This window comes from Proteus sp. NMG38-2, assembly GCF_020640995.1.
Taxonomy (GTDB): domain Bacteria; phylum Pseudomonadota; class Gammaproteobacteria; order Enterobacterales; family Enterobacteriaceae; genus Proteus.
In genome coordinates this window covers 2,034,395-2,056,020 of the sequence record NZ_CP085481.1, presented here as the reverse complement: position 1 = coordinate 2,056,020, position 21,626 = coordinate 2,034,395, and the positions used below count along the sequence as shown (strand labels likewise).

General features: G+C 33.1%; 19 protein-coding genes. 10 read left to right on the top strand and 9 right to left on the bottom strand.

The window, feature by feature from the left end; genetic code table 11:
- The first annotated feature begins 58 nt into the window (after positions 1-58).
- Both LG402_RS09895 and LG402_RS09890 read left to right on the top strand, forming a co-directional pair.
- Positions 59-1,459, top strand: coding sequence for an amidohydrolase (locus LG402_RS09895; RefSeq protein ID WP_166541225.1), 1,401 nt, complete (start codon positions 59-61; stop codon positions 1,457-1,459).
- Between the two features lie 350 nt (positions 1,460-1,809).
- Complete coding sequence (locus LG402_RS09890) at positions 1,810-3,462, top strand: DUF4139 domain-containing protein (RefSeq protein WP_162556983.1); 1,653 nt, start codon at positions 1,810-1,812, stop codon at positions 3,460-3,462.
- An 81-nt stretch (positions 3,463-3,543) separates the two neighbouring features.
- Here LG402_RS09890 and LG402_RS09885 read toward each other — a convergent pair whose 3' ends face one another.
- The 4 genes from LG402_RS09885 to LG402_RS09870 form a co-directional block, all read right to left on the bottom strand.
- Positions 3,544-3,987 (bottom strand): GNAT family N-acetyltransferase, encoded by a 444-nt coding sequence (locus tag LG402_RS09885; RefSeq protein ID WP_166541226.1) that lies wholly within the window; start codon positions 3,985-3,987, stop codon positions 3,544-3,546.
- 215 nt (positions 3,988-4,202) lie between these two features.
- Complete coding sequence (yidZ, locus tag LG402_RS09880; protein ID WP_166541227.1) at positions 4,203-5,177, bottom strand: HTH-type transcriptional regulator YidZ; 975 nt, start codon at positions 5,175-5,177, stop codon at positions 4,203-4,205.
- Positions 5,170-6,348 carry an MFS transporter gene (locus tag LG402_RS09875; protein ID WP_227336877.1) on the bottom strand — a complete coding sequence of 393 codons (1,179 nt, stop codon included), beginning with the start codon at positions 6,346-6,348 and terminating at the stop codon, positions 5,170-5,172. The genes yidZ and LG402_RS09875 overlap by 8 nt, the downstream gene beginning before the upstream one ends.
- A gap of 126 nt (positions 6,349-6,474) precedes the next feature.
- On the bottom strand, positions 6,475-7,266 hold the full coding sequence (locus LG402_RS09870; protein WP_166541229.1) for a helix-turn-helix transcriptional regulator: 792 nt from the start codon (positions 7,264-7,266) through the stop codon (positions 6,475-6,477).
- Between the two features lie 94 nt (positions 7,267-7,360).
- On the opposite strand from LG402_RS09870, the gene LG402_RS09865 reads away from it, so the two are divergent.
- Positions 7,361-8,761: an MFS transporter gene (locus LG402_RS09865; RefSeq protein ID WP_227336876.1), complete on the top strand. Its 1,401-nt coding sequence runs from the start codon at positions 7,361-7,363 to the stop codon at positions 8,759-8,761.
- A gap of 52 nt (positions 8,762-8,813) precedes the next feature.
- On the opposite strand, the gene LG402_RS09860 is transcribed toward LG402_RS09865, so the two are convergent.
- Positions 8,814-10,190 (bottom strand): hypothetical protein, encoded by a 1,377-nt coding sequence (locus LG402_RS09860; RefSeq protein WP_227336875.1) that lies wholly within the window; start codon positions 10,188-10,190, stop codon positions 8,814-8,816.
- Positions 10,191-10,359: 169 nt separating this feature from the next.
- On the opposite strand from LG402_RS09860, the gene LG402_RS09855 reads away from it, so the two are divergent.
- Positions 10,360-11,919, top strand: a complete 1,560-nt coding sequence (locus tag LG402_RS09855) for a bifunctional metallophosphatase/5'-nucleotidase (protein WP_227336874.1) — start codon at positions 10,360-10,362, stop codon at positions 11,917-11,919.
- 197 nt (positions 11,920-12,116) lie between these two features.
- Positions 12,117-12,860 carry a DUF4184 family protein gene (locus tag LG402_RS09850; RefSeq protein ID WP_227336873.1) on the top strand — a complete coding sequence of 248 codons (744 nt, stop codon included), beginning with the start codon at positions 12,117-12,119 and terminating at the stop codon, positions 12,858-12,860.
- A gap of 87 nt (positions 12,861-12,947) precedes the next feature.
- Here LG402_RS09850 and mnmH read toward each other — a convergent pair whose 3' ends face one another.
- Positions 12,948-14,033 carry a tRNA 2-selenouridine(34) synthase MnmH gene (gene mnmH / locus LG402_RS09845; protein WP_227336872.1) on the bottom strand — a complete coding sequence of 362 codons (1,086 nt, stop codon included), beginning with the start codon at positions 14,031-14,033 and terminating at the stop codon, positions 12,948-12,950.
- A 316-nt stretch (positions 14,034-14,349) separates the two neighbouring features.
- Here mnmH and LG402_RS09840 point away from each other — a divergent pair, with 316 nt between their 5' ends.
- From LG402_RS09840 to LG402_RS09825, 4 genes are read left to right on the top strand one after another with little or no spacing between them, the layout of a single operon-like run.
- The gene (locus LG402_RS09840; RefSeq protein WP_227336871.1) at positions 14,350-14,586 is read left to right on the top strand and encodes a YtcA family lipoprotein; all 237 of its coding nucleotides are present in this window, start codon (positions 14,350-14,352) and stop codon (positions 14,584-14,586) included.
- A 6-nt stretch (positions 14,587-14,592) separates the two neighbouring features.
- Entirely contained in the window at positions 14,593-15,633 is a 1,041-nt protein-coding gene (gene mdtN, locus LG402_RS09835; RefSeq protein WP_109408243.1) for a multidrug transporter subunit MdtN, read from the top strand.
- Positions 15,623-17,476 (top strand): FUSC family protein, encoded by a 1,854-nt coding sequence (locus LG402_RS09830; protein WP_319800753.1) that lies wholly within the window; start codon positions 15,623-15,625, stop codon positions 17,474-17,476. Before mdtN ends, LG402_RS09830 begins: the two co-directional genes overlap by 11 nt.
- A complete protein-coding gene (locus tag LG402_RS09825; RefSeq protein WP_227336869.1) occupies positions 17,476-18,945 on the top strand; it encodes a TolC family protein in 1,470 nt (489 codons plus the stop codon). Before LG402_RS09830 ends, LG402_RS09825 begins: the two co-directional genes overlap by 1 nt.
- A gap of 81 nt (positions 18,946-19,026) precedes the next feature.
- Here LG402_RS09825 and LG402_RS09820 read toward each other — a convergent pair whose 3' ends face one another.
- Positions 19,027-20,115, bottom strand: coding sequence for a linear amide C-N hydrolase (locus tag LG402_RS09820; protein ID WP_227336955.1), 1,089 nt, complete (start codon positions 20,113-20,115; stop codon positions 19,027-19,029).
- Between the two features lie 102 nt (positions 20,116-20,217).
- Here LG402_RS09820 and LG402_RS09815 point away from each other — a divergent pair, with 102 nt between their 5' ends.
- Positions 20,218-20,631, top strand: coding sequence for a DUF6122 family protein (locus tag LG402_RS09815; protein ID WP_227336868.1), 414 nt, complete (start codon positions 20,218-20,220; stop codon positions 20,629-20,631).
- 38 nt (positions 20,632-20,669) lie between these two features.
- Here LG402_RS09815 and LG402_RS09810 read toward each other — a convergent pair whose 3' ends face one another.
- Positions 20,670-21,101, bottom strand: coding sequence for a DMT family transporter (locus tag LG402_RS09810; RefSeq protein WP_227336867.1), 432 nt, complete (start codon positions 21,099-21,101; stop codon positions 20,670-20,672).
- A 3-nt stretch (positions 21,102-21,104) separates the two neighbouring features.
- The gene (locus LG402_RS09805) at positions 21,105-21,560 is read right to left on the bottom strand and encodes a DMT family transporter (RefSeq protein WP_166541240.1); all 456 of its coding nucleotides are present in this window, start codon (positions 21,558-21,560) and stop codon (positions 21,105-21,107) included.
- Positions 21,561-21,626: the final 66 nt, after the last annotated feature.

The following is a 21,626-nucleotide window of genomic DNA, read 5'->3' as shown; positions in this document are numbered from 1 at the left end:
AGCTGATGAATTTATCTATAATCTTAGAAAAATTTTCCCATCAAGACGAGAGGTAATGATGTCATTTTCTAAATCTATGCTTGCTTTGGCTGTCATGGCAGTCTCCTTTTCTAGTTACGCGGCAAAACAGGCTGATTTGATGATTGTTGATGGTACTGTTCTAACTATGGATCAGCAAAATAAAATCATTGAACAAGGTACTGTTGTCGTAAAAGAAAATAAAATTATTGCCGTTGGTGGCCCTGAGCTTTCTAAAGAATATCAAGCCAATAAAGTATTAGATGTTGATGGTGATATTGTGATGCCGGGTTTAATTAATACCCATACACATGGTTCGATGACGGTATTTCGTTCATTAGCCGATGATGTCCCAGACAGACTTCACCGTTATATTTTCCCACTTGAAAGCAAAATGGTTTCTCGCGAAATGGTCAGAGTTGGCGCTAACCTTGCCAATATCGAAATGGTAAAGGGGGGAGTAACGACTTATGTTGATATGTATTATTTTGAAGATGAAGTTGCTAAAACGGTTGATAAAATGGGTAATCGTGCGGTATTAGGAGAATCTGTTATTAATTTCCCTGTTGCAGATGCGAAAACACCAGAAGAAGGTATTCAATATGCGGTAAATTTTATTAAAGAATATAAAGATCACCCTCGCATTATCCCAGCATTTGCACCACATGCTCCTTATACAAATACCACTGAAAACCTTCAGAAAATAGCTAAATTATCAATAGAACTTGATGTTCCTGTTATGATCCATTTAGCCGAAACAGACCGTGAACAAGAAGAAATAGCCAAACGTACAGGTGGTAAAAGCCCTGTTCAATATATGGCCGATATTGGGGCGTTAAATAACAAAGTTATTGCAGCACACGCAATTATGGTTGATGAAAAAGATATTGATTTACTGAAAAAATATGATGTTGGTGTTGCTCATAATATCAGTGCGAATACTAAATCAGCGAAAGGTGTAGCACCTGTCGTTGCAATGCTAGAAAAGGGTGTCCGTGTCGGTTTAGGGACTGATGGTCCAATGTCGAGTAATACGCTAACAACCATGAACGAACTCAATCTTGTGGGTAAAATCCATAAATTAGAGAATAAAGACCGCGCGGCAATGCCACCTTTAACCGTTGTAGAGCTAGCAACTATGGGTTCAGCAAAAGTCTTGCATATGGAAGATAAATTGGGCTCATTAGAATCAGGTAAGCTTGCTGATATTATCGTTGTTGATACAAAATCACCTAATATGGTGCCTATGTATAGCCCTTATGCAGCATTAGTGTATGGCGCAAATGGCAGTAATGTTCGCCATACCATTGTAGATGGCAAAATCTTAATGGAAGATCGCCAACTATTAACCGTTGATGAGAAAGCGATTATTAAAGAGGCACAAGATTTCTCTGATAAAGTACGCAAAACTGTTATTGATAGTGGTGAAGTTGTTAAATAAAAATTGATAACAAACATCTTTATCCTAGGCAGTTTATTTTTAAACTGCCTTTATTTAGTTTTATTGAAATATTTATCTTATTTCTATCTAAACAAGACGATATAAAGCAAATAAAAGCTAAATATCTCGCCATCATTAAGATAATCCTTATTATTCAAACATTCATTTAATTTAAAACAATAACATATTGTTTTATCTATTGTTTTTTATCCTCACATTATTAGATCTTTAAGTTTATTCTGTTATCTAATTTATTAGAGATGCAATACTATCTAAATATACTTGTGCAACAGTGCATCTCTATTTTGCGGTTCTTACAATACTGCTCATCAACTATGGATAGAATGAAAATGATGATTAAACCCAATAAATTAACGTTATCGCTTATTACATTATCTATTATTAGTACAACTAGTGCTTTTGCTAATGAAATCAATTCCGTAGATCCCACTAAACCACTTAATTATGATATAAAACTCAATCAAGCAACAATTTTTTTACGGGGTGCTGAACTTGAAAATAACGTCACTCTCAACTTACCTGCGGGGCAGAGTGACGTTGTTTTGTCTAATGTTGCAAACAATATTGATCCTAGAAGCTTATCAATTAGTATTGATAATGAAGATGTGATTATTAACACCATTAACGTTAAAAAAATTCCTATTGCCCCTAGTTACCCAGCCACCATTACGACATTAATGGATAAACAAAAAGAGATTAATAAACAAATTGAAGTATTAAACATCAACATTAGCGTTGGTGATGAACAAATTATTTTACTGAAAGATCAATCCTTTTTTGGTAATGGTGAAACGCAAACATTAGAGCAATCATCACAAAAATTTGATTTTATTAGTCAAAGAATGACTTCTATTTTAAATCAACAAAAAATGGCGCGTGAAGAAATTGCTAAATTAACAGAACAATTAGAAGAATTAAACCGACAATTAGAAATTGATATGCCAATTATTGCTGAAGAGAAAACACAAATTGTTTTATCTTTAGGCACGTCAAAAAATCTAACTAGTAAGATGCGTATTTCTTATATAACACCAGATGCTGGATGGTCACCTGCTTACGATATTCGAAGTCAAGGAATGGATAAGCCGATATTACTCACCTATAAGGCGGATGTTATTCAAAATACAGGCCTAAATTGGGATAAAGTAAAACTGGTTTTAACATCCACTAATCCATCACTTAATATCACTGCACCAACATTATCACCTTGGTATTTATCTCTTTATAATGATAATTCAAAATTTAGAAAAGACAGTATGAGAATGGCGATGCCTGCACCAGTCGCAGTTATGGAAGAAAATGTTTCAGACCTAACTCGAGAAAAACAAATAAACAAAGGAGTGACTCGATATGTTACGACGAATAATAATGGAATTAATTTAAGCCATGCTATCGCGTTACCTTACACCTTAAAAAATAGCACCGAGCCTAACACATTGGTCATTAACCAAAAAGAAGTCACCGCTGATTATCGCTATTTAGCCACACCGAAATTAGTAGAAGAAGTTTATTTACAAGCTGAAATTAAAGATTGGGAAAATTTAAACTTACTTAATGGTCGTGCAAATATCTACTATATGAATAGCTTTGTGGGTAATAGCTATATTAATACAAATGAACTTGAAGAGTTACTTAATATTCCGATGGGGATAGACAAAAACATTCAAATTAGCCGTATTAACAATGAGAAAATAAGAAAAGAGCCTATCTTTATTGGTACCACGATTGAACAAAAAGAGAGTTATACCATTAAAGTAAGAAACACTTATAACTCTCCTGTAAAAGTCACTATTTACGATCAGCTACCACTTAGTCAAGAAAACAATATCAATGTAGCAGATGCCGTTTATAAAGATGGCGTACTTGATAAAGATACAGGTGAAATAGAGTGGAATATCACACTAGAGGCAAAACAAGAAAAATCCTTACCATTAAATTATACGCTTTCTTATCCTAAAAATAGACAAGTTATGGGGCTATAATTACGTCATTTCAGGTTGATAAAAATAGAAGGGGGTGCAATTGCACCTTTTTCTATTTTAAAGAGATCAATTTTATATTTTTCATTGTGTTATTTTTATTACTGCTAACATATCATCCCCATCTTTATCCATACCAGTCTCTTTAAAACCGAAAGAGCTATAGAATGTTTTAGCTACTGGATTTAATGGGTTATAACAAATTTCAATTTCATTGATTGTTTTATCTTGCTTAATTTCATTTAAAGCGATGTGTAGGGCTTCTCTACCTAACCCTTTATTTTGGTGTGCTTTGTCTATCATAAAACGCCAGATAGCAATTTTATATGGGCTTTCTTTTACCCACATAAAGAAACCAACTGGTTTATCTGATAAATAAATACCTCTGACGACATAGTTCTCGTTATAAGCTGCTTCAACTAAAGACCACATATTAGAAGCAATATAGTCTTCTTGATATTCTTCCACTTCAAGTAAACTAATTTCTTCATAATTATCTAAAGTGATAGGTTTTAAACTGATATCCATCATATTTTCTTTTTTTAATCACTAATTAAAGTATCAATATAAGTTTACCTCTTATTATCATAGATAAAATTTAAGAAAGATTAAGAGAAAATTTAGATAGCACTATACTTTATCTAATTAAAAAAACGGGATAAAATTTTTATTAAAAATAATCTTAATCCCGCTCATAATTTTCAGTAAACACAGAAGAAACCAAATAAATAGCAGTAAAATTTTTAATGGCCATTTTTCTGCATAAATTGATTGACACTATTTTTGATAGTTTCTCTTAACCACAATATTTTAGAGTTGTACGCATGGCGTTTATGCCACAGCAAAATAAATGAGATATCAAGCTGTTCAGAAACACTGTGTGGCAGTGGTAAAGGTAATGTCACTAAATTAGGTAAAGCTCTAGAGAGATAATGTACACAATATCCGGGCAAACAAGTAATAAGCTCATGATTAGGTTGAGAAATCATAAATAAAGTTTGCTCAAATGACGTGTAAGTTATGGCAATATTACGTAAACGTCCATGCTCTGCCAAAATATCATCTAATGCCCAATGAGGCCGTTTATCATATTCTGTTGAGATGTGAGAATAGCGCAAAAATGTCTCTAAATTCCAAGGCTCTTTTAATAACGGATGATCTTTTCGCACATAAACTAATGGTGTATCACGAAAAAGCTCTTCACAATCGATAACATCAGGTAATAGATGTAATGCTTCTTTAGAGCCCGAATAATATTCACGACCTAAAAAAGCAATATCAGCATCACCGTCAATAATGCTCGAGAGTGAGTTATATTCCCAATTTCGTATTTTCACCATTGATTGAGGATAATAATTCAATATTTCTAAAGGAAATTGATTTAGTAACACCTGATGTAAAGGAGATTCTAATATTAAACTGAAATGAACACCTTTAGGCGTTTCGCTATTTTGCTTGCCCGCGATATGGTTACCAATATTAATAAAATCAGAAAGAGATTCTTCAATACTTAATGTCAAAGGTGTCGGAATTAATCCCTGAGGGCTACGAACGAAAAGGGGATCATCAAACCAAACGCGTAATTTAGCCAATGCTTTACTCACCGCAGAAGGTGAAACAGACAACCATTTTGCAGTCAATGTGACACTACGCTCTTGTAAAAGAATTTGAAAAATAACTAATAAATTCAAATCTATTCGATGTAATGGCTTATGCATCACAATTCACCTTTTGTTGTTGTCCTGAAGAACGAAAGAGATGCAAAAAGGTAAAACCAATAAAGCTACTTGCAAACAATATAACAATCAGCATATTAATTGCAGATATTCCTAACCATCCCATAGTCCAGATATAGAGAGATGCAAAACTCAATTGCGAAATCCCTAAAATCGAACTGGCGAGTCCAGCTCGCTGACTAAATGGAGAGAGAGCTTGACTCATTATAATACCAAATAGTAACGCAAACCCCGCGCCACATAATGAAAATGAGACAAAGAACCAGCGAGGATCACTGTTTTTTCCGATAAAAAGAAAAATAGCCGCACCTAAAAAACCCGATAAACCAGTATATAAAATGGTTTCATAACGAAGTTTTGTTAATATTTTCGGCATCATAAACGAAGTGGCCATACTAACCATCGAAAGCAATGTGATTGCTGTTGAATACTGCCCAGTGCTGTAATGCATTTGCTGCATAATCACGATTGGAGAGATATTAACATAAGTCAGGATCACGCTCATCCCCAAACATGAAATAAGCAAACGACTTAAAAAGAAGCTATTTAAGAAAGATTCATCGGTGATAGTGGTCGTTTTATTTTTACTTTTGGCCAACTGTTTTGGTTTGGTTTCTTTTATTACAAAAAAACAATAAATAAAGATTAATGATGCATAGATTGCCATGGCATAAAACATGACTGGCCATTTAAATTTTAATAAGATCAGAAAACCTAAAACAGGCGCTACTACAGGAATAATACAAGTAATGCCATTTATCATAGAAAGAACTTTAGCACGTTGTTTTTCGGCTAATGTATCTCGCAATATCGCAAAAGTAACAACATAACAAAATCCAGCGCCAATACCTTGGAAGAAGCGTGCGATCAAAAAGTTATTTTCCGTTACCGAAACTCCAGCACCAAATGATGCCAATAAGAAAATAACGGTTCCAAGCAATACAACAGGTTTACGACCTAAATTATCACTACACCATCCTGCAACTAACATGGATGAAACCATGCCCATTAAATAAATTGAAAAAGCTTGATGTAATGTCACTTCCGATGCGTTTAAATCATTTGCAATTGCCGTTAAGCCCGTTAAATGTAAGTCCACACCAAGAGGGTAAATCAACACTAAACAAAAGCTAAAAAGGATATATTTTGTCATCCAGCCACCTCAATTATTCTAATGAAGAGGCATTTTAGTCGTCAAAGAAACTGAAACCTAATGACAAAAAAGCAATCTCTAATTTCCATTTTGGAAATAATATATTTATCTCATTATCAAGAATAATCACGCCTTCTTAGGGATATACACTAAAATCCGATTATATTTTTCCAAATCAAACGCTAATGATGTGTATTCATAATACTCTTTTTTATTATCAAAGTTTAAGGTTCTTACACCATCACAAGGGGGATATATCTCATGTTTTTCCCACATTCTCTTAAATTCAGGTGATGAACAATTTAACGAGGCAATTAATTTACGAATATTGGGATCATTCTTTGTTCTTGCATGGTCACGACGAAAGCTTGCCAATAATCTCTCCGCAATATTTTCCCAATCATCAATACGCGTTTTGTAACGGGGATCCATAAACAACAAATAAAGATAATTACGATTTTCGGCACTATAATCTGAAAAATGAAAATAAGTATCTGCTTTTTGATTATAAGCCAATACATCCCAATGTAGATTTAAAACATAACAGAGATATTCTTGTGGAAAGTCAGCCAAAATCCGCAAAATAGTTTCAGGAACCTGATGTTCTGTTATTCCTGTTTCTGTCGGCTCTCTCATATGCGATAACAAATAAAGGTGCTGCCTTTCTGCACTATTTAAGCGTAAAGCGGTGGCTAAACTATCTAAAAATTGGCTAGATACGCCAATATCTCTTCCTTGTTCAAGCCATGTATACCAAGTTAACCCAACGCCAGAGAGTGCTGCAACTTCCTCACGACGTAATCCTGGTGTACGGCGACGCCCAGTACCAGGTAATCCCACGGTTTCAGGTAAAATACTTTGCCTTTTAGTTCGTAAAAAATCAGCTAATTCAGGACGAGTTCGTTTTCTTTCAGTCATAGCCTATTGCTTTTAGTAATAGTATAAATGGTTAAATTGTATCAGGATAAATAACTCATTATAGTCTCATTTCTTTAATCATTGAGACAAAAAAATGAATACCCAACAACGCATCGCCTTATTTGTTCTGCTATTAGCAGGATTTGTCACAATATTTGATTTATTTGTCGTCAATGTCGCTATCGTGAATATTGAACAAACGCTCAATGCAACACTAACAGAACTCACATTAATTATCGTAGGATACGAATTAGCCTTTGGTTTATTATTAATTACAGGAGGGCGACTCGGTGATATTTACGGCCGTCGTACCCTTTATCGCATTGGTATGTTTGGTTTCACTTTAACATCTGTATTGTGTGCAGTTTCTCCTAATGCAGTCAGTCTTGTTATTGCTCGTTGTCTGCAAGGATTAACCGCAGCGTTATTGTTCCCCCAAGTTTACTCAAGTATTCGCCTCAATTTTGATGATATACAAGCTAAAAAAGTATTTGGTTTATTAGGAATGACATTAGGATTAGCAGCAATAGCAGGGCAAGCATTAGGAGGGCTTTTAATATCGTTAAATATTTTTGGGCTTGAGTGGCGTACTATTTTTTTAATTAATCTTATCATTGGTATTATTGCATTGGCACTTTCTCACTATTTAACGCAAAGTGAGACTCTAGATTATATAAGATTAGATATTGGCGGTGTTGTTTTATCTGCTTTAAGTATAACGTTCACATTACTTCCTTTATTAATGTTACCTATCTGGGAGTGGAAATTACATAGTACGTTACTTTTTCTTTTCGGACTAATATTGTTAACACTGTTTATTTACAATGAAAATCGATTAAAACAGCAAGGAAAACAACCGCTTTTTGATCTTATTTTATTTACTAATCGCCCTTATGTAATTGGGATCGGAATTGTTGTTTGTGTATATGCAACATCATCGGCTTTCCCTATGATGATGTCGATATTATTACAAAGTGGATTTAAACGTTCTGTTCTCGATTCTGGATTAATTTTTGTTCCATCAAGTATAGGTTTTGTTCTTTCATCATTATTAACACCTAAATGGATAAGAAAGTTTGGTGAGCAGATTATTTATTGGGGAGCTGTTTGTTATGCTTTAAGCTATCTCTTTTTAATTGGAGGTATTTATTATCTAATATCGCCAGAAAATAGCTCTCTTGTGATCCCATTCCTATTCTTAGTTGGCTTTACACAAGGCATGATAATGACACCCATGCTTAATTTAGTATTAACAAAAGTTAAATCCGAATTTGTTGGTATCGCTTCAGGATTAACTGCAACATTACAACAAGTTGGCGCAGCTATAGGAGCAACTTGTGTTTCAATTATTTTACAATTTAGTCTTAGTCACACACTTTCAACAAATATGATTGAGCAATATAAGATTGCATTTAATTTTAGTATGATTTTCAATTTTATTATGGCTATATGTGCCACATTGCTATTAAGAAAAATAGTCATCAAAAATAGATAAATTAGCTGATATAAAAATACCTTATAAACACTTTTAATAAGATATTTTTATTTTAATTAAACAGTGACTTTATCGTTATCTTCTCTTTTATTAGTTCTATTTTTTGTGCTGGTGTTTTACTCTCATTGGAAAGGCAATAATTATAATAAAAGCTATAAATAGACAATAATATATTTACTGTACTAGGCGATAGCTTTCTTAAAAACACATCAGGAAATTTATCTTTAAATGATTGAATAAATAGATGGCTGTAATCAAGAGAAGGGGAAATTTTAGTATAAAAACTAACGTCATCTGTTTTATTTAACCCCAAATTACATAGGTAGAATAACTCTCGATTATCTTGAGATATAAACTCATACCATTTATTATTCCACCAACCCAGCGTATAACTTCCTTTATAAGTAAAATCTGGTGTTAAGCGAGTTCCCGTTGAAACCACATAATAAAGGTTAGATATTCTTTGCTTTATTTCTTTGCCATAGGCAACCATACACCCACCACGGATAAAACTATCATGATAAATAAAATGGTGTTTAATACTTATTGGGAGAATAAACTTTAATTTAAGAAAGTGAAAATGTGATAAAACAACAGGTTCAATAATATGCTCAGAGCAAATTTTTTCTGTGTATTGAATTTGACCGAAACTTTTCCTACTATTTATTTGCTCATATCGCATAATAATATTATCGAGTAATACACCTTGAGTATTATCTAATGTCTCTTTTTTAGTGTTGTTATGATATTGACTATCAGAGCTCACTAATATTTCACTCCAATTGACACTCGAAATAAAAACATAACCTGTTTTAGAACAACAGGTTACCATTCCAAAAAGTTCATTTGAAAAGCCTTTTTTTGTATTATTTCGACAATTCAAAGTAAATACATTTGTTTGTAAATTATAGGTTTTATTTTTATTCAAAGATTGTTCATATTTTCGTGTTTTTATTTCTATCAATTGTTCAATAGTCTCTAATTTTCGATAAAACAGAGCTGGGGTAATATTTAAACTCTTGATAATATAACTAGGTGTTTGTGTTTGTAAAATAAGGAGATCAATTATCTTATTATAAAGATGTTTTAAATCTATATTATTTTTAAGAGAAAAAACAGAATTACACTTTTTGCATTGATAACGCACTGTTCCTTTTGCAGTTTTTCCATAATGTATTTTTTCTGATGAATCACAATTTGGACAGTGTTCATTAATATTTAAATTAAAGAAATCAATATAAGGATTTAATAATTCCTTTATATCTTCATTATTAATTAATACACTACTACCACCACAACAATTACAATAAACGGCAGGAAAACCTAATTTAAAAGACGGGATCACATAGGCATTTTCTACAACTTCAGAAAAATGCTCACAACTCTCTGTTTTACATACATTAACATTAATTTCTTTTACTATTTTCATCAGCTCTTATCACGAAAAACCAACACGAAATGATAATAACATAATTCAACTACACGTAATGCTAACGCACTGTGATAATTATCATACTTTTAACAAGTCAGGTGTTATTAACTGAATACCGAACATCAACCAAGTTATTTCAGTATTTTTATTATTACAGGATATTATTATGAATAAGCCCGTTCTTATATTACCTCTGTTAATTGGCGCTTTATTAGGAAGTTCTTCCGTATTCGCTCAAGAAATTACTATTTATCATACTAACGATTTACACGCGAATGCCGTTCCTTTTAAAGCACCTTATGTTAGTAAAGATAGATTAGTCGGTGGGTTTGCAAATATTGCGACCATTGTTAAAGATGCTAAAAAAAATAATCCAGGCGTTTTATTTCTTGATGCTGGCGATTATTTTACAGGACCTTATTTAAGTACTTTAACCCAAGGTGAAGCCATCATCGATATCATGAACGAGATGTCTTTTGATGCGGCTTCTGTGGGTAATCATGAATTCGACCACGGTGTAGAAAACATGGTGACTCAACTTAAAAAAGCAACATTCCCTGTACTTTTAGGCAATGTTTTCTATCAAGATAACGGCAAAGCTGTCTGGGATAAACCGTATATTATAATAGAAAAAGAAGGCGTGAAATTTGGTGTAATTGGATTGCATGGTAAGTTTGCTTTCTATGACACGGTTAATAAAGATAAACGAGAGGGTGTTGAAGCAAGAGATGAAGTTGAATACCTTAATAAATATCTTAATGAACTGAAAGGAAAAGTTGATATAACCGTATTACTCGTTCATGAAGGCGTTCCAGCAAGACAATCTAGTTTCGGCTCAGCTGATATCGCTCGTATGCTACAAAAAGATATTGAATTAGCACAACAAGTAAAAGGACTAGATATTTTAATTACTGGTCATGCCCATGTGGGTACACCAGAGCCTATTAAAGTAAACAACACGCTGATTGTTTCTACGGATGCTTATGGCATTAACGTTGGAAAATTGGTGTTAGATATAAACGACAAAACTAAAAAAATTGATAACTATAAAGGCGAGTTAGTTAATATCTTTGCTGATGAACACAAGCCTGATCCGGATACACAGAAAAAAATAGAAACATGGACTAAAAAATTAGATGAAATTGCACAACAAAAAATTGGCAATACTCAGAATGAACTAACACGTTCTTATGGTGAGTCTTCTGAAATTGGTAATTTAATTACTGATGCTTTTTTAGTCACAGATAATCGAGCACAAGTTGCTTTTGTTAATAGTGGTGGCATTCGTAACGAGATCCATAAAGGAGATATTACGATCGGGGATATTATTAGTATGTTCCCATTCCCAGATGATTTAACTTACATGGAGTTAAGCGGTAAAGACTTACGGGATTTAATGAACCACTCTGCAAATTTAACTAATGGTGTATTACAGGCATCTAGTGGTTTTGAAATGAAATATGACAGTACTAAACCTGTAAATGAACGTGTTGTTTCAGTTTCTATCAATGGAAAACGTGTTGAAGATAATACTTACTATCCAATTATTGCTAATTCATTCTTAGCGAGAGGCGGAGATGGTTTTACAGCCTTCACTCAGGGTAGAAATGCTAAAGATATTCCTAATACTAGTGCGGCTACAGCAGTAATTGAATATATTAAGCAAAAAGTCACTATCAACATGCCTAAAGAAGAACGAATTATTGATATCTCTACAAAAAAATAGTGTGTAAATAATCAATAACCCATCATCTAACGCCATTAATGTTCTCACCATTAGTGGCGTTTTTTGCATTAATTTGCATTAATAAGAGGGCTTTTTATTAATCCATCAGATCACAGTGATATCAGATAAAGCTTAACTCACCTGCTGATATACTCATGCTTATTTTGTTATTCACTTTATTTTGTAGAGATATTTCTATGCCGTGGACTTTTTCACATCCTTCCATTGTTTTCCCTATAAAACAGTCTCGAATAGGTAAATACCTTAATTTACCTGCATTAATTGTAGGAAGCACTTCACCGGATTTACTCTATTCTTTTGGTTTATATCAATCAGCAACAACGGCACATGATTTATTAGGTTGGTTTTATACTGCATTTCCTTTTTGTATCTTCGTTTTTATCTTAAATTACTTATTCAGAAATCCATTAAAATGTGTATCGCCCATACCTTTATATGATCCTCTAAAATTCAATCTTCGGACATTGAGTCTATTTGTTTTATCCCTGTATATTGGCGCAGTAACGCATATTGTATGGGATTCATTTACCCATGAAACAGGAACTGCCGTCAGATTTTTTTCTGTACTACAAGCACAGTTATTACAAGGAATGACCGATAGCCAAGAGATTGCGATTTATAAATTGTTACAACATTTAGGCTCGGTATTAGGGCTACTTTATTTGTGTTGGAAATACATTCAATACCAGCGTAAACAAGACCATCTAACACAAAAAGAAAACCGTATTAAATTATATCGTTTAGTTGGGATCGGCTTTCTGTCTGGGTTATGTGCTTTGCCTTTAGCTTTGCAATTCTCAAATAGAGGACAGGGGATCAACATTAATCGATTTATTTTCTTAGAGCTATCTTTAGCTGTGCCTTTTTTCTTTGGTTTAATGATAATCTTAGGGTTATGGTTATATCAAACTAAAACTTGACCAAGTAAACTAGAAAAGCCCCATAATATAAATTTATGAGGCTTTTCTTTGGTGTCCGTATTTAATAGAGAAAATCTTAGCTATTTATTAGTTTTTAAACCACTGCATGACTTCTTCGTAACTTCCTTGGTAAATAATTTTATCTGCCTTTTTGCTTAATTGATAACGATACATAGGATCGTAATACTCTTTCAGTAAAGGAGTTAACCAAGTAAAGTGTGCTTCAGTATTAGCTTCTTTTTTTTGTATTTCTAAAGCATTATCGAGTAATTGTGTTAATTCCGCAGCGCGTTGAGATCCCAATCGACGACGGATAGCAAATAAACCATGATGTAAATAATCGCTATAAGCTTGCCAGCCTTTATCTTCGCCATATATCTCTAAAAAATCATGAGTCATACGATCAAAATACTCCGCTTTTAAACGCTCAATACGTCGCTCTAAGGGATCATCAACAACAACGATTGATGCCTCGGCCATTTTTGCTCGCAAACATTCAGGTAATCCATTAGCCCCAATAGCACGACCTTCATCCTCAAGCACCCATCTCGGGTATTTTTGTGATTTTTTCAACATTTCAATACCAAGATGGTTTTCAAATGTCGCTTGAGGAAATTGATCTTCAACAGTACGGCCAAAAGAAGAGCCTCGATGATGGGCAATACCTTCAAGATCAATACCTTCAGGTAATGAACGCACTAATGTCGTTTTTCCATTACCAGTACATCCACCAATAAGGATAATAGGGCGCTGAACTAATTCATTGGTCATTTCAATAACAGTCTGTCTTAACGCCTTATATCCACCTTCAATTAATGGATAATCTATACCGATTTCTTTAAGCCATTGCTGAACGATATGAGAACGCATTCCTCCACGAGCACAGCAAATATAACCATTTGGAAATTGCTCACAAGCTTCACGCCAAGCTGCGATACGGTTATCACGAATTTCACCACTAACCAATTGATGTCCTAAATCAACTGCTTTTTGTGAGCCTTGTTGTTTATAACAAGTTCCCACGGCCGCGCGCTCTTCATCATTCATTAAAGGCAAATTAACCGCATTAGGGATCGAACCTTGATTAAATTCAATAGGCGCACGCACATCAATAATAGGTGTGTTAGTAGCAAGAATATGTCGAATATTTTGAGCAGAAAACACTGATTCCATAATAAAAATTGTAATATCTAGTCGGGCTGAAAGATTAGCTACTATACTCTTAAAATCATGTAACGCCCATAATTACAGTCATATTTGAAAATGGAGTCCTTCTTTCAATAAAAAAATTTAAGATAAGGCTATAGATTGATAGATAAAAAACATCTAACATCTATTTGATGGGATGTTTTAGATTAATTCATTGATTAAATACTATAAATAAAAACACTATCGTGTTGAAAACGGACCATAAAATTTATCGAAAAATGACGAGTGTATTACCTTGGATATAATAAAAAAATATTATCGTATTACTAGCTTGAGCATAATGATATTGCTGTTATCAGGTTGTTCTCGAGGCCATTCTCCTTTTATTAGTATGTTAGGCGCCTATTTCCCATATTGGATGTTATGTACATTTATTGGCTTATTAGGGGCTTTGGTCATACGTGTGTTACTTATCTATTGGGGTATTGATGATAAATTGCCACTTCCTTTAATCTTTTATTTTGCAATATTGTTATCAATTTCTTTAACCATCTCTCTATTTTATTTTTCTTATTAAAAAATTATGGATAAAAAAATCAAAAAAAAGCTGGCACTTATAATCACGGTGAGCGTTTTTGTGATTACACTCATCTTATTATGGAAAAACATTCAATTATCAGCGTTAAATCCACTCAGTGAAGATGCAATAATTGATGCCAATAAAATTAACATATCATCAACTGTGCCAGGTCGAATTAGTGCTATTTACGTCAAAGAAAATAGCAAGGTTAATAAAGGGGATTTACTGTTTACTATCGATCCCACTATGTACGCATTAAGAGTTCAGCAAGCAAAAGAACAACTCATGATTGCTGAAGCAACATTAAGTAACAAGCAACGTATTATTATTGCAGAAACATCAAATTCAGAAGTTGCAGAAGCACAAATAAAACGTGCTCAAGTCAATTTATTATTAGCGACTCAATCACTCAATAGATTAGAGCCATTATTAGCAAAAGGATTTGTGACCGCACAACAAGTTGATGATGCTAGAACATTAAAACATGATGCAGAAGTCACATTAAAACAGGCACAAAAACAAAATGTCGCCTCAGAAGCCTTAATTAATAATACAGATTCAGAAGTAGCATTAGTGAAATCGTTAAAAACCTCATTGGCAATGGCTGAATGGGAATTAAGTAATACTGAAGTAAAAGCGCCAAGCAATGGCTACGTTGCTGGATTAGTGCTATCACCAGGTGAATTTATTATTTCTGGACAGTCTGTTTTTACCTTAATTGATACTGATACTTGGTATGCTTCAGCTTATTTTAAAGAGACCGATTTAAATAATATAAAAATAGGAAACTGCGTCGTTATTTATTCAATGATTGATAATAAACATCCCATTAAAGGCAAAGTAGAAGGTATTAGCCGAGGGATCATGTCAACTGATCTTATTAATATTCCAAGAGACTTACCTTATGTACCTAAATCATTAAATTGGGTTAGAGTTCAACAACGGTTTCCTGTTAAAGTCACTATCACCAATCCACCAGAAGATCTTATGCGGGTTGGCGCTACAGCAACTGTTAATATAATAGCTAACGACGATGATTGTTAAACCCTCTCTAATAGTGAAACAAGTCAAAAAAGACTTGTTACCCTTTGATTTTCGTTTAGCAACTACTTGGCGCATTGCATTGCTTTGTGCATTAATGGCTGCTATTGCGATGATTTATGAAATTCCCGAATCCGCAATAAGTTGCTATTTAATTATCTATTTAATCAAAGCTGATGCTGTACAAAATATATTATTATCTGTTGGCGTAATTATTTTATGTTCTATTGTTGTGTGTATTATCTTTGTTCTTTTTAATCTCACGATACAAAATATTATTTTACGATTCTTCTTTATGGCTTTATTTTCAGCTGCTTTTATGTATTTAGCATCGGCCAGTAGCCTTGGTGATATTGGTAATTTAGTCGCTTTAGTTATCGCCTTTTTAATGACTTTAATTGATGATATCCCTGTAGGAGATGTTGCAACAAGAGCATTACTTTATGCATTACTGATGGCAGTATCTCCAATGTTATTGGTTATTTTATTTAATTTCTTTGTTGGCATTAGCCCAAGAAAATTACTGTTAAACAGAATCGCCAAACGCTTTTCTACTGCAAGTGATTTCTTTTTAGGAAGAAAAGAAAGCCAACTCGAAATTAGTGAATTACTGAGTACACAAACAGAATGTAAACGTTATTTAATGTTTATTAAAATATTTTATTTACGGGGAAGAGAAGATATTCAATGGTTAGAAAATATTATTGATAACTCTTATAAAATATTAATTATGTCATTAACTTTTGATAAAAACACACCAACTTCTATACGTTTTCTTCTTTCTAAAAGATGTTTAGAAATTGCCGATTGTTTTACACATCATCAAATAGATAAAATAAAAGATAAACAACAAGAACAATATACAATAAGCAAACTTCACTTATTAAATATTTTTGATAAGATTTTATCTAATAAAAGAGAAACTAAACCAGTACAGAAAAAAACACCTTTTTTTGTTAGTGATGCATTTACAAATCCTAACCATAAATACTTCGCTTTAAAAACCACTATAGCCGCTATTCTATGTTATATTTTTTATGATTACTTTAAATGGCAGGGTATTCATACTGCAATGATCACTTGTTATGTTGTGGCATTAACATCTGTCGGTGAAACAGTTCATAAATTAACATTGCGGATCACCGGATGCCTAATTGGGGCACTAATTGGCATGATTTCACTGCTCTATATTATCCCTAACTTATCTGATGTTTTTGAATTAATGGTGCTGATCTTTTTCTGCTTATTACCTGCAGCTTGGGTTGCTGTTGGTAATGAACGTATCTCTTATGCCGGTGTACAAGTCGGTTTAGCATTTTTATTAACAACATTACATGGATTTAAACCTAGTTTTGATATGGACGTGGTCTCTGATCGTATTTTAGGTATTTTGTTAGGTAATATTGTGATGTACATTATTTTCACAAAAGTATGGCCTTCAAGTATTGTTAATACAATATACAAACAAATCACCTCTATTTTAGATAATTATATAGACCTAAGATATTCGACAAATAAAAACGATATGTTAGATTTAGTTTCATCCGTAAATGAAGCTATCACACAGTCAAAAGACAATATAAACTTACTCATTTTTGAAAAAAAAGATAGAGAAAGAAATAAAAACCTAATGCTCTTTTTTAAGGAGTCATTAAATAAAATTTCTTATATTAGTTATCATAATTACGCTCATAAATTTATTTTTGAAGATAAATTTTCTTATTCAAATATCGATGAAAATTCAAAATATGAATTTAAAAAAAACATCCTTAATAAAGAAATGAAAATATTACCAGCAGATGAAAGAGAGCTTGTATTTAAACATTTAATAAGAGAAAAACTATAATGATAAATTTAGTCATTAATAATAAGAAAAACATTCTGTCATCTCTGTTAAGCCTATTACTTGTTGGTTGTGTTGACACAAGCAGTTCATTTAAGCAATATTCTCAAGAGCCTATCGCTTATGATAATACTCAATATCTTTCCTCACCGGCTGAGCAATACTTATCGCTCCCTCAAGAACAAACGGTTAAATCTCACTATGCTTTAGCTGACCTGATAGATTTAGGGCAACAAAATAACCCAGACACACGTATTGCATGGGAATTAGCCAAAAAATCAGCCACTGATATTGGTATGGTAGAAAGTACATATTTGCCAATTATCACAGCAACAGCGCTCGCAGGATATCAACATGGAAAAATTGATTTACCTAAAAATCCTATTGTTGATGATATAAAAACATCTAGTAGCGCTTTTATTCCAGCACTCACATTTAGGTGGCTTATTTTTGATTTTGGTAAACGAGGAGCATTAGTCGATGCTGCCAAACATACTTCATTAGCAATAAATCTTAATTTTAATCTGATGCATCAGAAGATTATTCATGATGTCTCGGTTGCCTATTTTAGCTATGGTGCTGCACAAAAAAAGGTGAATATTACTCAAAAGGCCCTTCAAAGAAGTAAAGATATTTTATATGCCGTTGAGCAAAAACGAGTGAAGGGATTAGCGACCGTATTGGATGTGGCATTAGCAAAACAACAAGTTGCACAAATTGAATTACAAAACGTGTTAGCTAAAGGTCATGAAAAAGATCAATATCAAATCTTATTGTCTGCTATTGGCGTTTCACCTTTTGAAAAAATAACCATTAATTATGCCGCTGATAATTTTCTTCCTGATGATATTTCACCATTAACTCATGATGTGATAAAAAAAGCACTTGCACAACGTCCTGATGTTTTAGCGCAATATGAATTACAGCAAGCCGCAATTAAGGCTGCTAATTCTGTCGAATCTGACTATTTCCCTAAAGTATATCTTGCTGGTGCACTTGCAGGAGGAACAGGTAGCTTTGATGTTCAGGGGCTTCCTGATATTAGCCAAAGAACGTCATCTTCTAATATCTTGATTGGAGTCAGTATTCCATTATATGAAGGCGGAATACGTCAATCTAGAATGGCAAATGCACAGTCAGAAATTAGGCTAGCTCAAGAAAATTTACGCAAAAGCCAAGATCTTGCAATAAAAGAGATTTCAATTAGCGAAAATACACTCAAGTCGGCACTTGAGGCAAATAAAGCGTCTAAAAATTTAGTAGAGACAACACAATTAACCTATACCGCCAGTGTAGAATTTTATCGTAACGGATTGGGAACAGTAACCGAAATTAATACCGCAGAAATTGCATTATTAAATGCACAAATGTCTCAGATTGATGCCTATACAGGATCACAGATTGCAGCCGTTGATTTAGCATTTGCATTAGGTGAAATAGGTAGGGCATTGCCTAATTCAGCATCATATTAAAAATATTTCTTTTGTATATTGTTATCTTAGTAGAGGCGACGTTAATAATAAGTCGCCAGCCTCTAACACAACGATGAAAGATTATTTACTCACGTTAATCTGTTCAAAAACAGGATTATTCATATCTTTAAACTGTGAAAGAGAATATTCGGTATAGTTGATATCGTTATAGCCTCTTATTTTCATTACACCATTCGTTAAATCAGATAACGTTGTCCAAACCGTGTATTCCGTTTGCAGTTGATTACTGGTGCTTTGACTTTCTCCCATGATATCAGCCGTGATATTTTTTGTTCTATCAAAGCGATTCATAATGTGCGCTAGGGTATTCATTGCTTCAGGTGTCGATTCGGCTGTTGGTGCATAGGTTGAAAAATAAACCGCGCGGATAAAACGACCGACAGACGTATCTGATGAAGGTAATTGAGATGTTGCAATGCCACTATCAGGCTGTACGACATTGATATTAGCCAATTTACCTGAAGATTTATCAATATTAGTTAATTGGCTATAATTATTAAGGTTAGTTAAATGCCAAGGAAAGTCTGGACCATTTGTCATTACACGGGTTGGATTTTGATAAACGTGTAATTTACCATTTGTGGCTTCAACGACGATACTGCCACCTTTTTTATCATAGAAGGCATAGTGAAAAGGCGATTTTAGATTGCCAAAGTTTTTTAACACAGGGGCCCAAAAATAACCTGACTCAACCGCTTTTTGTACTTCTTCAACTGTTGAAAAATTAGCTAATGCCCATTCACCGATAGAAGTGACGGGAATGGCTTTATCATAATCCTTTTTATCAAGCGGTGATAATTCAGCTTCTGTTATCATATTGGCGCTAAATGACAAACCCGCACTATTTAAACCTTGTAATAAGTTATGATCATCACCATCAAAAAAGATATCGGTTGTAACGGCTAATATGTCATATTTATTGCTATAACTTAGGCTATTTTCACCATTAGGAGCTTTTTTTGTAAATTGTGTATTTTTAGGATAAAAAGTAACCCATGAAGGTAAATCTGCCGTCAGTTCAAGTGTTCTACCTTGGTAAACGTTATTATTTTTATCAAGTATAGCCAAACTAGAGCAGGCTTCACTCGCTACTGAAACTGCGAGTAATGAGGATAATAAACCAACCAATATTGTATTGCGTTTCATTATGAATTCCTTAATTAAAAAACTCCTTTAAAGTTAGTTCAAATAAAGAATACAACAACTATTTGGTAATTAAATAATAAATATTTTTAGAGCATTGGGGATCTTGTGATACTTGAAATTTTTAGAACACTTTTACACTATAGCTTGCATTTTCTGGTACCCATTTTATTAGGCTATTTTTTCTGGCGTAAGGATTGGAAGATAGCCTCACTGCTTATGATCGGAACAATGGCCATTGATATTGACCATTTGCTAGCAACACCTATTTTTGATCCCAATCGTTGTAGTATTGGATTTCATCCATTACACACGGGTTGGGCCGTTTTGGTTTATTTGGGTATATGGTTTTTACCTTCATGGAAATTAAAAGCCATTGCAGTAGGATGTTTATTCCATTTATTTACCGACTCGGTTGACTGCTATTTAGGTGGATTAAAACCCAATCTAACAATAACGATGAGTTGTGATAAAAATTACTTTATATCCAATTTCAGTAATAACTTTATTAGTCAAAAATAGGAAAAATAAAAAGGGAGGGATAAACCTTCCTTTATTTTTTATTTAAATTGCTTAGTAAATTTTATTAATACACCACCAATAATCAATAAAATACCTATTATTTGCAATAGTAGGTTATTGCTTTCAACACCATTGCATATATCAATAATCAGACTTGAGATCATTTGTCCGCAGATGGCTAAAACAGAAGTTAACATGACACCCAACAGCGGTAAAACATAACTATTAATGACAACGAAGAACGCGCCAATAATACCACCAGCAAAGGCAATTAAAGGGATCGTTGATAGTTCAATAGAATGATAATCTTTTATCCATAAAACAAAGACAGTTAAGAATATAAAACCAATTAAGTGATTGATTAAAGAGCTATAAAAAGCATTACTATTTTGTGCTAACTTACCATTTAAAGTACGGCTTGTTACAATACAGACACCATTAAACAATGCAATTAAAATAAAAATACTCATTAGTTATCTACCTATAATTAATAATGTGCTACCAGAAATAAGTAAAAAGCACATAAACAAATCGCGTAGGATAATTTTTCTTTTTTCAACCCCGAACCATCCCATTGCATCAACAATAACACTAAAAAGAATTTGTCCTGTTATCATTAAAATAATACTACCTGAAAGCGATAATGAGCTATTTACTGTAATTGCAGCTAATAACACCGTAAAAGCACCAGGTATCCCACCCAAATACCATAGAATTTTTATCTTATTATTATTTTTCTTGTTCTGTTGATTCTTTCTTAAATATAAAATATATATAATTAAAGAGAAAAGAGTTCCTATAGCGTGTGTTATCCATGATGCGGTTAATGGTGTTGTAAAACTAGCTAAATAGCTATTACTCATAATCATTAATGAAAGTAAAACGCCAGAAAAGACCGCAACAAGAGAGAGAATATACTTGTTATTCATAATATTAAATTTGTATAAATTATTTTTGTGTAGGCTTAAAATATTCCTTTTTGAGAATACTGGCAA

What these genes read in the sequence shown, in the direction of transcription:
- LG402_RS09860 (WP_227336875.1), bottom strand. Translation starts at nt 10,190, where the DNA reads ATGAAAATAGTAAAAGAAATTAATGTTAATGTATGTAAAACAGAGAGT.
- LG402_RS09830 (WP_319800753.1), top strand. Translation starts at nt 15,623, where the DNA reads ATGATTGTTAAACCCTCTCTAATAGTGAAACAAGTCAAAAAAGACTTG.
- LG402_RS09885 (WP_166541226.1), bottom strand. Translation starts at nt 3,987, where the DNA reads ATGGATATCAGTTTAAAACCTATCACTTTAGATAATTATGAAGAAATT.
- mnmH (WP_227336872.1), bottom strand. Translation starts at nt 14,033, where the DNA reads ATGGAATCAGTGTTTTCTGCTCAAAATATTCGACATATTCTTGCTACT.
- LG402_RS09875 (WP_227336877.1), bottom strand. Translation starts at nt 6,348, where the DNA reads ATGACAAAATATATCCTTTTTAGCTTTTGTTTAGTGTTGATTTACCCT.
- mdtN (WP_109408243.1), top strand. Translation starts at nt 14,593, where the DNA reads ATGGATAAAAAAATCAAAAAAAAGCTGGCACTTATAATCACGGTGAGC.
- LG402_RS09840 (WP_227336871.1), top strand. Translation starts at nt 14,350, where the DNA reads ATGATATTGCTGTTATCAGGTTGTTCTCGAGGCCATTCTCCTTTTATT.
- LG402_RS09855 (WP_227336874.1), top strand. Translation starts at nt 10,360, where the DNA reads ATGAATAAGCCCGTTCTTATATTACCTCTGTTAATTGGCGCTTTATTA.
- LG402_RS09890 (WP_162556983.1), top strand. Translation starts at nt 1,810, where the DNA reads ATGATGATTAAACCCAATAAATTAACGTTATCGCTTATTACATTATCT.
- LG402_RS09805 (WP_166541240.1), bottom strand. Translation starts at nt 21,560, where the DNA reads ATGAATAACAAGTATATTCTCTCTCTTGTTGCGGTCTTTTCTGGCGTT.
- LG402_RS09810 (WP_227336867.1), bottom strand. Translation starts at nt 21,101, where the DNA reads ATGAGTATTTTTATTTTAATTGCATTGTTTAATGGTGTCTGTATTGTA.
- LG402_RS09870 (WP_166541229.1), bottom strand. Translation starts at nt 7,266, where the DNA reads ATGACTGAAAGAAAACGAACTCGTCCTGAATTAGCTGATTTTTTACGA.
- LG402_RS09895 (WP_166541225.1), top strand. Translation starts at nt 59, where the DNA reads ATGTCATTTTCTAAATCTATGCTTGCTTTGGCTGTCATGGCAGTCTCC.
- LG402_RS09825 (WP_227336869.1), top strand. Translation starts at nt 17,476, where the DNA reads ATGATAAATTTAGTCATTAATAATAAGAAAAACATTCTGTCATCTCTG.
- yidZ (WP_166541227.1), bottom strand. Translation starts at nt 5,177, where the DNA reads ATGCATAAGCCATTACATCGAATAGATTTGAATTTATTAGTTATTTTT.
- LG402_RS09850 (WP_227336873.1), top strand. Translation starts at nt 12,117, where the DNA reads ATGCCGTGGACTTTTTCACATCCTTCCATTGTTTTCCCTATAAAACAG.
- LG402_RS09865 (WP_227336876.1), top strand. Translation starts at nt 7,361, where the DNA reads ATGAATACCCAACAACGCATCGCCTTATTTGTTCTGCTATTAGCAGGA.